Annotated in this window: 13 protein-coding genes; 12 read left to right on the top strand and 1 reads right to left on the bottom strand. The window is 49.4% G+C overall.

Annotation, left to right across the window (positions count from 1 at the left end; translation table 11 throughout):
- From PLA01S_RS31705 to ylqF, 5 genes are all read left to right on the top strand, one after another.
- A partial coding sequence (locus tag PLA01S_RS31705; RefSeq protein ID WP_127596730.1) for a Gly-Xaa-Xaa repeat protein occupies positions 1-901 on the top strand: 901 nt, incomplete at its 5' end.
- Between the two features lie 110 nt (positions 902-1,011).
- Complete coding sequence (locus PLA01S_RS32220) at positions 1,012-1,155, top strand: hypothetical protein (RefSeq protein ID WP_164817561.1); 144 nt, start codon at positions 1,012-1,014, stop codon at positions 1,153-1,155.
- Positions 1,156-1,394: 239 nt separating this feature from the next.
- Positions 1,395-1,739, top strand: coding sequence for a 50S ribosomal protein L19 (rplS, locus tag PLA01S_RS31700; protein ID WP_015736355.1), 345 nt, complete (start codon positions 1,395-1,397; stop codon positions 1,737-1,739).
- A gap of 102 nt (positions 1,740-1,841) precedes the next feature.
- Entirely contained in the window at positions 1,842-2,456 is a 615-nt protein-coding gene (gene lepB / locus PLA01S_RS31695; RefSeq protein WP_036663956.1) for a signal peptidase I, read from the top strand.
- A gap of 55 nt (positions 2,457-2,511) precedes the next feature.
- On the top strand, positions 2,512-3,378 hold the full coding sequence (ylqF, locus tag PLA01S_RS31690) for a ribosome biogenesis GTPase YlqF (RefSeq protein WP_127596727.1): 867 nt from the start codon (positions 2,512-2,514) through the stop codon (positions 3,376-3,378).
- A 136-nt stretch (positions 3,379-3,514) separates the two neighbouring features.
- Here ylqF and PLA01S_RS31685 read toward each other — a convergent pair whose 3' ends face one another.
- Entirely contained in the window at positions 3,515-4,552 is a 1,038-nt protein-coding gene (locus tag PLA01S_RS31685) for a LacI family DNA-binding transcriptional regulator (protein WP_127596724.1), read from the bottom strand.
- 507 nt (positions 4,553-5,059) lie between these two features.
- On the opposite strand from PLA01S_RS31685, the gene PLA01S_RS31680 reads away from it, so the two are divergent.
- The 7 genes from PLA01S_RS31680 to PLA01S_RS31650 form a co-directional block, all read left to right on the top strand.
- Positions 5,060-5,983 carry an ABC transporter permease gene (locus tag PLA01S_RS31680; RefSeq protein ID WP_246060008.1) on the top strand — a complete coding sequence of 308 codons (924 nt, stop codon included), beginning with the start codon at positions 5,060-5,062 and terminating at the stop codon, positions 5,981-5,983.
- 16 nt (positions 5,984-5,999) lie between these two features.
- Positions 6,000-6,881, top strand: a complete 882-nt coding sequence (locus PLA01S_RS31675; protein ID WP_127596718.1) for a carbohydrate ABC transporter permease — start codon at positions 6,000-6,002, stop codon at positions 6,879-6,881.
- A gap of 57 nt (positions 6,882-6,938) precedes the next feature.
- Entirely contained in the window at positions 6,939-8,540 is a 1,602-nt protein-coding gene (locus tag PLA01S_RS31670; protein WP_127596715.1) for an ABC transporter substrate-binding protein, read from the top strand.
- Positions 8,541-8,626: 86 nt separating this feature from the next.
- Positions 8,627-10,090: a glycoside hydrolase family 32 protein gene (locus PLA01S_RS31665; protein WP_127596705.1), complete on the top strand. Its 1,464-nt coding sequence runs from the start codon at positions 8,627-8,629 to the stop codon at positions 10,088-10,090.
- 264 nt (positions 10,091-10,354) lie between these two features.
- Positions 10,355-10,897, top strand: a complete 543-nt coding sequence (locus tag PLA01S_RS31660) for an RICIN domain-containing protein (protein ID WP_246060006.1) — start codon at positions 10,355-10,357, stop codon at positions 10,895-10,897.
- A 230-nt stretch (positions 10,898-11,127) separates the two neighbouring features.
- A complete protein-coding gene (gene rnhB, locus PLA01S_RS31655; RefSeq protein WP_127596701.1) occupies positions 11,128-11,745 on the top strand; it encodes a ribonuclease HII in 618 nt (205 codons plus the stop codon).
- An 80-nt stretch (positions 11,746-11,825) separates the two neighbouring features.
- Positions 11,826-12,677: TP0910 N-terminal domain-containing protein (locus PLA01S_RS31650; RefSeq protein WP_503826093.1), on the top strand; the 852-nt coding region annotated here is incomplete at its 3' end.

Genomic DNA, 12,677 nt, shown 5'->3' with positions numbered 1-12,677 from the left:
AACCGGGGTAACAGGAGCAACAGGAGCAACGGGAGCTACAGGAGTGACAGGAGCAACTGGAGTCACTGGTGTTACGGGAGCAACCGGGGTAACAGGAGCAACAGGAGCAACGGGAGCAACCGGGGTAACAGGAGCGACAGGAGCTACAGGAGTTACGGGAGCGACAGGAGCCACAGGAGCAGCAGGAGCTACCGGAGCAACGGGAGCAACCGGGGTCACGGGAGCAACAGGAGCAACGGGAGCAACCGGGGTAACAGGAGCGACAGGAGCTACAGGAGTTACGGGAGCCACAGGAGCAGCAGGAGCTACCGGAGTTACGGGAGCAACTGGCGCTACGGGAGCAACTGGCGCTACGGGAGCCACAGGAGTGACAGGAGCAACTGGAGTCACTGGTGTTACGGGAGCAACTGGCGCTGCGGGAGCCACGGGAGTGACAGGAGCAACCGGAGCGACAGGGGCCACAGGTCCGGCAGGCCCGACTGGTCCAACCGGGTCTACTACCCTCGTGGGCGGTAGTGTGATCTATGCCAGCAATGGAGTCATACAAAATGTGGCTACCAATTCACCGGTTATTTTTTCAACAAGCACACTTCAAGGTGTAACCTTTAACGGTACCACGACCCTGACCATTGTGACAGCTGGTTTCTATTACTTTGATTGGCAGATTTCGCTCGAAACTGGTTCGACTGCGCCGAATACTTTCGGAATCGTTGTTAACGGTAATACGACTAATACGGCGAACATGAACTCGAATTCAACCAACGCCGAAGTTTCAGGATCTGCCGTGATCAATTTAAGTGCAGGTAATACCGTTGGGCTCTATAATTTATCGCCAACAGCCAAAGCGATTACAGCTCCTCAGACCGGTGCCAGAATTTCTATCTTTAGAATCGGCTCATAGCCTGGGATGTATACTTCAATGCCAATTTTTTAAAAAGGTTGATACATCGTCCTCTTCAATGGGTAATATGTATCTGGAGTACCACTTGAGAGACTGGGAGGCATCTTGTCATGACAGAACATCGACAACAACATGAAGCGAAAATAGAAGAAACAAAAAATACAGAAGCCCAATTTCAAACGGTAGACGACATCCTTGAATACTATGGCAAGCGTCATAAGGGCATGCACGACTCGAAAGAAACCGTAAATTAAGTTGAGGCTAACCGCTTTCGGCATGATTCTTCATGCTGGAAGTGGTTTTTTATGGACGAGACCTCGGTACAAAATCCGGTTTATACATAAGGGTGTAAAGATAAAATACTTGATTCGGACTGCAAAATATGTTATTATTTCTTTTGTTGTGAATACGGTGGTCCGCTGCGGATAATGAAGGAAATACATAGAGTTTCCGGAAGATGCAAGAACACCTGTGTGAGAGGAGGGAGTCATAGATGAATATCGTTCAAGCGATTACTCAAGAACAACTTCGTAAAGATATTCCGAGCTTTCGTCCTGGTGATACTTTAAAAGTACACGTTAAGGTTATCGAGGGAACTCGTGAGCGTATCCAGTTGTTTGAAGGTGTAGTAATTAAACGTCGCGGTGGCGGAATCAGTGAGACTTTTACCGTTCGTAAAATTTCTTACGGTGTTGGTGTGGAAAGAACTTTCCCAATCAACTCGCCTAAAATCGATAAAATCGAAGTGGCTCGCCGTGGTAAAGTGCGTCGTGCGAAGCTTTATTATCTTCGTGAACTGCGCGGTAAAGCAGCGAGAATTAAAGAAATTCGTCGTTAATTACAAGGCGGTAAAAGGGGCTTGTGCGTATATACAAGCCCCTTTTGTATATCCAAAAATCGCTATAATGCGAAAGCGATCTATAGGGAAGGACGGTGGGTTATGGAGAAAGATCAACACCAGGAGGCAATTGAAACCAACGTGGGGAAACCGGCCAAAAAGGCTAAGAACGAGCTTGTAGAATGGCTGAAGGCTCTTCTCATTGCTCTGGTTCTCGTCGTTCTCATTCGCTGGCTTCTCTTTAAACCGTTTATTGTGCAGGGCCCATCCATGGAACCTAACTTTGTATCCAATCAGAAGCTGATCGTCAACGAGATTTTATATGATATCCGCAAACCCGAACGTGGAGAAGTTATCGTGTTCCATGTTCCTGATGAGGGCAGGGATTTCATTAAACGCGTAATCGCAGTTGCTGGTGATACAGTTAAAGTTGAAGGCGATAAAGTGCTTGTCAACGGGGAGCCTGTGAATGAAACCTACATACAGGAAGCGATTGATCAAGCCCATGCTGAAAACAGATTATACAATAACACAGATTTTCCGAACTCGTTCGTTCAGGATGGCGTTGTGCCAGAGGGTCATGTGTTTGTGATGGGCGATAACCGCTCCAACAGTACGGATAGCCGTATGATAGGATATGTTCCTTTGGGGGATATTATCGGGCGAGCAGACTTGATCTTCTGGCCGATTAAAGACATAGGGCTCATCAACCATTAGCCGTGGCGCTATAGAAACGATGAAAGTTTGCAGAGCAAAGTAGAGGTGACGACGTTTGACAATACAATGGTTTCCTGGACATATGACCAAAGCGCGCCGCCAAATTCAGGAGAAGCTGAAGCTGATCGATGCAGTAATTGAACTGATTGATGCGAGGCTTCCGCTCTCAAGCCGAAATCCGATGATTGACGAGATTTTGCAGGGCAAGCCGCGGCTCATTATTATGAACAAAGCCGATTTGGCAGATCCTGAGGTTACAAGGCAGTGGCAAGCCCATTTCAAGGAAAACGGCCTAACCGCCTTTCCTGTAGATGCGTCAACCGGGACAGGTGTTAAGGATATTCCGAACCAGATTAAGTTGCTGCTGAAAGAGAAAATCGACAGACAAATAGCCAAGGGCATGAACCCGCGAGCTATGCGTGTGTTGATTGTAGGCATACCGAATGTAGGCAAATCCACGCTGATTAACCGGCTTGCCGGCCGTAACATCGCGGAGACGGGAGACCGTCCGGGTGTCACGAAAGGGCAGCAGTGGATTAAGGTTGCCGGCGGTGAGATGGAATTGCTGGATACACCCGGTATCCTGTGGCCGAAGTTCGAGGATCAGAATGTAGGGTACCGCCTTGCGGTAACCGGCGCCATCAAAGAGGAAATTTTGAACGTAGAGGACATTGCCTTTTTTGCGATCAAATATTTCTCCAACTATTATTGGGAATCGATGAGCGAGCGCTTTGATCTGAAGGAGCGCCCAACAGATCTGGATAACCCGGATGAGATTGTTGCGGTAATGGAAGCCGTCGGAAGAAAACGAGGCTGCATCGTCAGCGGAGGAAGAGTCGATCTGGAAAAAGCCTCGGGCATTTTCCTGCGTGAGCTTCGCGCAGGCAAGCTTGGGCGTTATTCCATGGAATCGCCTTATTGATTCAATAGGGTGAACGAGAGATCCCTTCTACTCAGATTAAACCCAAAATAACCATTCTGCCGGATAACGGCGGAATGGTTATTTTTTCTGGATCAGAACAGGAAGAGGAGATTAGACTGTACTCATTCTATGCCATCTAATGTAACTCGGTAGATGCTCTGAAGATCGGCTTTGTTTGGATATGCGTGACTTGATAGGGTAACTTCGGTTCTTTCACCCGGGATAACAGCATGTTAGCCGCAGCAATTCCCATTTCATCGCTATATATATGCACAGTTGATAAGTGAGGCTCAACAATACGCGATTCAGGTGCATTATCGAAGCCGCACACTGCAATGTCACCGGGAATGGAGATGTTTTTATTTTTTAACGATTTCATCACATTGACCGCAATAAAATCATTGGCGCATACAAAGGCAGACGGCATCTGTTTCATTTGCCCCAGTCGTTTGTCCATCCAATCGGACTCAGAGAAAAATTCCCGGTCCGGGTTCAGAACACATTGTTCCAAATCCAGCCGTATCCCCTTCTCGGTCAGAGCCCGATTAAATCCCGCCCAGCGTTCATTGAAGCTCTTACAATGACGGATATCACCGATAAATCCCAAGCTCGTGTTGCCCTGCTCAATGAGCTGCTTGGTCATATGACAGGTGCTGTGTTCATTCTCCATCAGAAGTAAATCCGCCTGCAGATCCGGGTAGAACATATCTGCCGCACAATCGATAAATACGGTAGGAAGCCCAAGGCTTGTGAGCAACTTGGTGTATTCCATATCAAATAACTCAATACATATAATTCCATCGACCTTGGATGATTCAAAATTGTTAGGCAGCGTCCGAGAGCTTCGATCGATTTCCCGGACAATATGAATGGACAGGTTATAGCCCTCCGCGCTGATTCGTTTCTCAAGCCCGCTGATTAACCGCGAGCCAAAATGGGAGGTGCTCGGAAGATTTGCCGTCAGAAGAGCGATATTTCCCGGGTTTTTGGTCAGCAGATTGTCCGTCTCCATGAAAGCAAACTGTTTGTATTTCAGTTCAATCGCTTTTCTGATAACCTTGCTGCGCGTCTCGTCCGGAATACTTTCGCTCCCGTTCAAAGCCTTGGAGGCCGTATTTCTGGAAATCCCCAGTGCATCGGCAATATCTTGAATTGTGACTTTTTCTTTCGTCATGTATCTGATTTCTCCTCAAATGATCAAGTTCATACTAAGGTCCGCAGTTTCTTCCAGTCGCTAATGACCTCTGAATATCTTAAATCAAATGTATAATAGATTAGCCAAAATAGCAACCTCGACTTTACAAATGCATAATTCAGTTAACATTTAAACAGAGGAGGTTTTGTTATTTTTCTGTTTTTCATTTATTTATATTGGCTGAAACATCATCTAACAAGGAAATAAAGAATAAATCCTACCAACTTTACAAAGAAAACGGCTTAAGCTGCTCATTTATATGATAGGAGGTGAAATAAATGAACAAATATTGTTGTCGATTGCACAATTTAATTTTTACAAATACTATTGACTGATGTTACATCATTTGATAAATTGTAAAAGCGATATTCAACATAAGTGAAAAATGAAAGCCTTTTCTGTAAGCAATATGTAAACTTCTCTAGAAAGAACGGGGGAACAGGTTTGGAAAATTCAGTGGAACCAGCCCATCAGGGGGCAGGGGTAATCAGGGGACGGAGTTCTGCGGGAAGAACGCTTGCTTTCATCAAGAAAAACTATTTTCTGTACATACTGCTAGCTCCGGCCCTTATATTGACCCTTATATTCAAGTACGTCCCAATGTACGGCGCCGTTATCGCATTCAAGGATTTCAGTCCCATTAAAGGGATTCTCGGCAGCGAGTGGGTCGGGCTCAAGCATTTTGAAAAGTTTATCGCCTCGCCGAATTTTGACGTCATTTTTATGAATACGCTTAAATTGAGTTTTTTTGGTCTTATCTTTAGCTTTCCGGTGCCGATCCTGCTTGCACTTATGTTAAATCAGGTTCGCAAAGCGACGGTCAAGAAAAATATTCAATTGTTTCTTTACGCACCCAATTTCATCTCGGTGGTTGTCATTGTCGGGATGCTGTTTATCTTCTTGTCGCCAACGGGGCCAATCAATCAATTGGTCATATGGATGACGGGAAGTCCGCTGATGTTTATGTCGCAGCCGGAATATTTCAGGTGGATTTATATTCTCTCGGATATATGGCAGAGCGCGGGCTGGGCCTCGATTATCTATGTGGCTGCTCTTGCGAATGTGGACCCCGAGCTGCATAACGCAGCCAGCCTGGACGGGGCTAACCTGCTCCAGCGCATCCGAAATATCGATCTGCCCACCATTAGGCCGATTATGGCGATTGTATTCATACTTGCGGCAGGCGGCATTATGTCGATTGGCTTTGAGAAGGCCTATCTGATGCAAACCTCGATGAATCTTCCTACTTCGGAAATTATCGCTACCTACGTATACAAGGTGGGCTTGCAGTCTGGCGATTACGCGTACTCTGCAGCGGTTGGTTTATTCAACTCCATCATCAATGTCATTTTGCTCGTGACGGTGAATTTTATTGTCAGAAAACTTAATGAAGGCGAAGGCCTCTACTAGGAAAGGAGTCATACTCATGGCCGTCAAACATTCACGCTTCGACCGCTTTCTGTTGTCATTAAATGCGATCTTTTTAACGCTTGCCGTACTGGTCGTTGTCGTTCCATTGGTTTATATCGTGGTGGCCTCGTTCATGGATCCCACCGTGCTGCTGAATCAAGGACTATCTTTTAAAATTTCCGATTGGAGTCTGGAAGGATATCAGATGATCCTGTCCAATCCGGCGATGCTTCGCGGTTTTGGCAATGCGGTGTTGTATTCAACAGCATTTGCGCTACTAACGGTAACGGTATCGGTCTGTGCGGGATACGCACTTTCGGAAAGCCGGCTGGCCGGACGCCATTTCTTCATGACGCTGTTCATCATCACCATATTTTTCGGAGGCGGACTGATACCTACGTACTTGCTTGTGAGGGAGCTAGGCATGCTCAATACGGTGTGGGCCGTGATCATCCCGGGTGCGGTGAATGTGTGGAATATCATTTTGTCCCGAACCTTCTTCAAAGGGGTGCCAAATGAACTGAAGGAGGCAGCCAATGTGGATGGAGCTTCCGATATGAAAATCTTTTTCCGGATCGTTCTTCCGCTGTCCAAACCCATTATCTTTGTACTCGCTCTGTATGCCTTCGTTGGCCAATGGAACGCATTCTTCGACGCCATGATCTATCTGGACGATCCCAAGCTGCACCCGCTGCAGCTTGTCCTAAGATCGATTCTGATCCAAAATCAGGCCGCGCCCGGCATGATCAGCGACCAGCTTGCGATGGCGGAGCTGAAACGGCTCTCGGAGATGATTAAATATTCGGCGATCGTGATATCCAGTCTTCCGCTTTTGATTATGTATCCGTTCTTCCAAAAGTACTTCGAAAAAGGGGTTATGGTAGGCTCGCTTAAATAGCGGGTCGCCTTCAACATAATGTCATTATCCAAATACATGATTCGGGAGGTCATTGATATGAATAAGAAGAGATCAAAGAAACATATCAGTAAAAAAACGGTATCCCTTACGGCTCTGGCAGCCGTGCTGCTCTTGGCCGGCTGTGGCAACAGCGGGGAATCATCAACAGAGTCGCCGGACGGTAAGGTGACCTTGAATGTCCTGACGCAAAGCTCGCCGCTGGCTCCGGCAGACCCTAACGAGAAGCTGATCAACAAGCGGCTGGAGGAGAAGACGGGCATTCATATCAAGTGGAAGAACTATACCAGCGATGTGTTTGCGGAAAAACGCAATCTGGCCGTGGCGAGCGGGGATTTGCCGGATGCCATTTTTGACGCCGGGTACGGAGATTACGATCTTCTGAAATTGGCAAAGGATGGAGTCATCATTCCGGTAGAGGATTTAATCGAGCAGCACATGCCGAATTTGAACAAGGTGCTGGAGGAAGCTCCGGAATACGTCAATATGATTACGGCTCCGGACGGACATATTTATTCCTTTCCATGGATCGAGGAGCTGGGTTCGGGGAAAGAGCGAATCCAATCCGTGGATAACTTCCCCTGGATCAACGTGGAGTGGCTCAACACCCTGGGGCTTGACATGCCAACCACAACGGAAGAGCTGAAAACCGTATTGAAAGCGTTCAAAACCCAAGATCCGAACGGCAACGGGCAGGCGGACGAAATACCGCTATCCTTCATTAATAAGCCGGGTGGCGAGGATCTGACATTCCTGTTTGCTTCATTCGGCTTGGGCGAGAACTGGGACCACACCGTTGTTACGGATGACGGGAAGGTGGTGTTTACCGCTGCAGAGGAGGGGTATAAGGAAGCAGTAAACTTTATCCATGAATTATACAAAGAAGGACTTATCGATATCGAAGCATTCCAGCAGGATTGGAACACCTACTTGGCCAAAGGCAAAGACAACCGGTACGGCATGTATTTTACTTGGGATAAAGCCAACATCACAGGCATGAATGATACATATGACCTGATGCCGCCGCTTGCAGGACCATCCGGCGAAATCAATGTAACGAGAACGAACGGGATCGGTCTTGACCGGGGAAGATTGGTCATTACCAGCAGCAACAAGAAGCTGGAAGAAACGGCAAAATGGATTGACGCGATGTATGAACCGCTCCAATCGGTTCAGAACAACTGGGGAACTTACGGTGACGATACCCAGCAGAATATTTTTGAGCTGGACGAAGCCAAAGGAATGCTGAAGCATCTTCCGCTAGAAGGAACTGCGCCTGTAGAGCTAAGACAAAAAACAAGCATTGCGGGGCCGCTTGCGATCCTGGATGAGTATTATGGCAAATACACCACGATGCCGGATGATGCGGCATGGAGACTAAAACTGATGAAGGATGTCATGGTACCGCACATGAAGGCGGAGAATACGTACCCGAAAGTATTTTTCTCCATCGAGGAATTGGACCGCTTATCCACGATTGAAGCGGACTTGTTTCCTTACCTGGAAAGAATGCGTACCGAATGGTATCAGAATGGAAAAGTGAATCAGGAATGGGACGCCTACCTGAAGGAGCTGGATCGACTGGGACTCCAGGAATGGCTGACGATTAAACAAACGGGTTATGACCGAAATATGAAATAAACTCATAAAGTGAAACGGCCGTGTAAGGAATATCAGTCCAAATACGGCCGTATATCCCTGATTACGATAATGAAGGAGTACAGCCAATGTCTAACATCAAACATGAAAATTACCGAAATGCCTATCATTATTCTCCCCGGGAGAACTGGATGAATGACCCGAACGGGATGGTCTATTTTAAAGGAGAATACCATTTGTTTTATCAGCATCATCCCATGGGCACAACCTGGGGGCCCATGCATTGGGGGCATGCGGTCAGCAAGGATCTGGTGTCCTGGGAAGAGCTTCCCATCGCTTTAGCGCCGGATGAGCACGGCGCGATCTTTTCAGGCAGTGCGGTTGTGGACTGGAACAATTCCAGCGGGTTCTTCGATCAAGAGCCCGGCCTTGTGGCAATCTTTACGCACCATGACGATTCGACGGGCGCAAATCAAATCGTTCAGTGCCAAAGTCTTGCGTATAGCAAGGATAATGGGAGAACCTGGACCAAATATGAAGGCAATCCGGTTCTTAGGCATGACACCTATGTTGATTTCCGGGATCCCAAAGTGTTTTGGCATGAGCGGTCATCGCAATGGGTGATGATTGTGGCGTGCGGACAAACGATTTGTCTCTATCGATCTTCGAATTTAAAAGAGTGGGCATTTGCCAGCGAGTTTGGCGAAGGCCTCGGATTTCATGATGGAGTCTGGGAATGTCCGGATCTGTTCCCCCTTGCAGCGGAAGATAGCGAAGCCCGATGGGTCATGCTTGTCAGCATCGGCGATGATCCGGCCTATGTTGAGGGCTCCAGAACGCAATATTTCATTGGGGACTTTGATGGCATGACCTTTATGCCTGATGAACGATCCAGAGGTGAAATACGGTGGTTGGATTACGGCAGAGATAATTATGCCGGGGTCAGCTGGTCGGACATTCCGGCAGCGGATGGCAGAAGGCTGTTCATCGGCTGGATGAGCAATTGGAAATACGCCAATCTGACGCCAACGGATGGTTGGAGGGGGGCCATGACCTTGGTACGGGAGCTCAAGCTGGAGACGCTGGAAGGCGAAGTCACGGTAACGCAGCAGCCGATTCGTGAAATGGAAGCGTACCGCACTGGGGTACTTTCCTTGCATGATATAGCCGTGGATGAAGCGGCCGTCCGATTAGCCGATGTGCGGCAGGAGAGCTGCGAAATCCTAGTCCGCTTTGATGCAGCGTTTTCGCTTGGGTTTAAAGTAAGGGTAGGTTCAGGCCAAGAGACGGTTGTCGGCTGGGATGCGAAGACAAACGAAGTTTACGTGGATCGCACCCGTTCAGGGCTGGCTGATTTCCATAAAGATTTTTCCGGGAAGCACATGGCGTCACTACGGGTTACGGGCGCACTCCTGGAGCTGCGGATATTCGTGGACCGGTCGTCCGTGGAATTGTTCGCGGATCGCGGGCAGGCGGTAATCACGGATTTGATTTATCCTGATCCTGCATCTACGGGGATAACCGTGTTTGCCGATGATGACCGGAAGGTCATAAAATCGCTGCACATCTATGATCTTTCTTCTAGAGGTTAATTAACGTTAAATGAATGGATAAATGGCAAGGAGAACCAGCGATATGCGTATTGGAGCGATATGCGTATTGGAGCGATATAAGCGGGCGGCACCAAATTTGTCTGCGGCATTGGGAGCAAAGATGGAATCGTTGAGGACAGCATCAGCTTTCCGACAGGGCAGCCGGAAGACAATCAAGTACTGGCCAAAGTCCCCGAATTTATCCAAGGGGGAAGAACTTATCACCTGAGGATTGAAGCGAAAGGTCCGCATATTCAGGTCGACGTGGACGGGAAGAAGGTGATCGATGTGATGGACGGGACATTTGCCGAAGGGAATTTTGGCGTCAATGTGTTCGGCGGACAGGCTTCCTATCAAAATGTCTACGTCCGTCATTCGTCTGAAGCTCGTCTGACGAAAACCAGCTTCACGAACGAAGCCGTGAACCAAGTGATGTATACCGAGAAATCCGTAAACGGCGAACCCGTTACCGTGAAGGAATCAGCGGGTACGGGCAACCCGCTATGGGTATTGGTACCAACAGGAGAGGAAGGCACGTATTCCATTCGCACGCCGGAAGGGAAGGCTTTGGATGTGGATACCGGGCAGAACCGGATTCAGCTGTACACGTATCTCGGTTATAACAATCAGCGATGGAGAGTGAAACGTCAGGAAGATGATACGGTAACCATCCTATCCGTGCACGAGGGCCGGGCCCTTGCCGTGAATGCTGACGGTGCGGGGCTGGAATTGATTGTGCCGTATGCCGCTTCGGATCGTCAGAGGTGGCGGCTTGGCAATGAAATGCAGGGATCGATCATCGAATAAGGGAAAGAGCTGCCGATGCCGGCGGCTCTTTTTTTTCGGGGATGGATAAACCGATTGTTTGGCAAAGGAAGATCCGTCTCCTATAGGGACATCGGGACGGGATAAAAGGGTGACGCTCTGTGGTGAGTGTGATAATCTAGAAGAGTTACTAGATTGATAGAAAGTATGGGATACACCGTGTGCACGAATATGTAACAAACGGTAATTTTGGAACCAAAGGGGTTAAACCTATGACAGATTTATTAATGTACGAGCGTGAGTATTGGAGCCGTTATATACATATTGCAGGTATTGACGAAGTAGGCCGCGGCTGTTTGTTCGGCGACGTGGTCGCTGCGGCGGTCGTTTTGCCGGAGGGGTTAGTGATTGAAGGGATTAACGATTCGAAGAAACTCAGTGCCAAGAAGCGTGAAGCTCTCTACGACCTTATCATGGAACAGGCGCTGGCGGTAGGTGTCGGTTTGGTGGATGCAGAAACGATCGACCGAATCAACATCAAACAAGCCGCAAGGCTTGCCATGAAGATGGCCATCGAGCAATTGGTTGTGACTCCCCAGTTTCTGCTTGTTGATGCCGAGAAGGTGGATTGCGATATTCCCCAGCGTGCCATCATCAAAGGCGACGCCAACAGCCAGTCCATCGCGGCAGCCTCCATAATTGCCAAGGTCACCCGCGACCGATTGTGCGAAGGGGAATGGGAGGCGCGTTATCCGGAATACGGAATCGCCGTACATAAAGGCTACGCCACCAAGTTTCACCGGGAACAGTTGCAGTTGCACGGACCTACGGCCATGCATAGAAGAAGCTTTCTGAAAAATATGGAGATTGAGCAATTGTCCCTATTCTAGATTTCGATGCAGCCCGCCCTCGTCAAAAGGCGGGCTGCTGCCGATATATAAGGTAAACAGAAGGTGTGGGAGGAACTATCGTGAACATCGGATCGTTGATTCGCGGACTCCTGGGTGAGCAGAAGCCGGGAGACGCCAAGACGTTGGAATTAAAGCCGGGTCAGGTCGTTCGCGGTGTCGTTATGAACGTATCGGAAGACGGGCAGGAAGCCGTGGTGCAGATCCAGGGCGTTCAAGTGAAGGCGAAGCTGGAAACGCCGCTTCGAGCCGGGGAAACAGCCCTTCTGCAGGTTCAGCCGCCGGGAGAGGGAGGGACGGCCGTTCTCAAGCCGCTCAGTCAAACGCCGGGACAGCCGCTGTCCCCGTCATCCATGGCTGAGGTGCTGGATTTTGCGGGTCTTCCGGATACGAAGGAGAACCGCGAAATGATCCGGGGCATGCAGAACGCTGGAGTTCCGCTGACGAAGGACAATATCGCCATGCTCCGAGAAGCATTGGCCGTGAAGCCTCCGCAGATTCCCGCGGCGGAATGGGCGGAGTCGGCTGCGATCGCGTTTCACCGCGGCCTGCCGATTACCCCCGAAAGCGTGAAGGGACTGCATCAGGCTGTGTTCGGACCCCAGCTGCATCAGCTGCTGCAGTCGCTGGAGCAGCAGCTGGCGTCCGCTTTAAGCAACGGTACCGGAGACACAGCCGCTGCGGGGAAAAATACAGCATCCGCTGCGCCTCCGACGGCAGCTGGCGGAGAAGGAGCCGCTGCCGCTCAGCAGCAAGCAGCAGCGGCGAACGGTGCCGCTGGCAGTACAGCGCAGGCCGGCTCAGGTCAGCAGGCGCTGCTGACCAAGCTGCATGGCCTGCTGCAGCAGCTGCGCGGCGAGCTCGCGCAGCCATGGGCCAGCGGCGGCACGGCAGCGCCTGCCGCCGGACAACCT

It is taken from the genome of Paenibacillus lautus NBRC 15380, from assembly GCF_004000945.1.
Taxonomy (GTDB): Bacteria; Bacillota; Bacilli; order Paenibacillales; family Paenibacillaceae; genus Paenibacillus_AQ; species Paenibacillus_AQ lautus.
The sequence above is the reverse complement of the archived record's forward strand: the minus strand, read 5'-3'. Positions and strand labels throughout refer to the sequence as shown.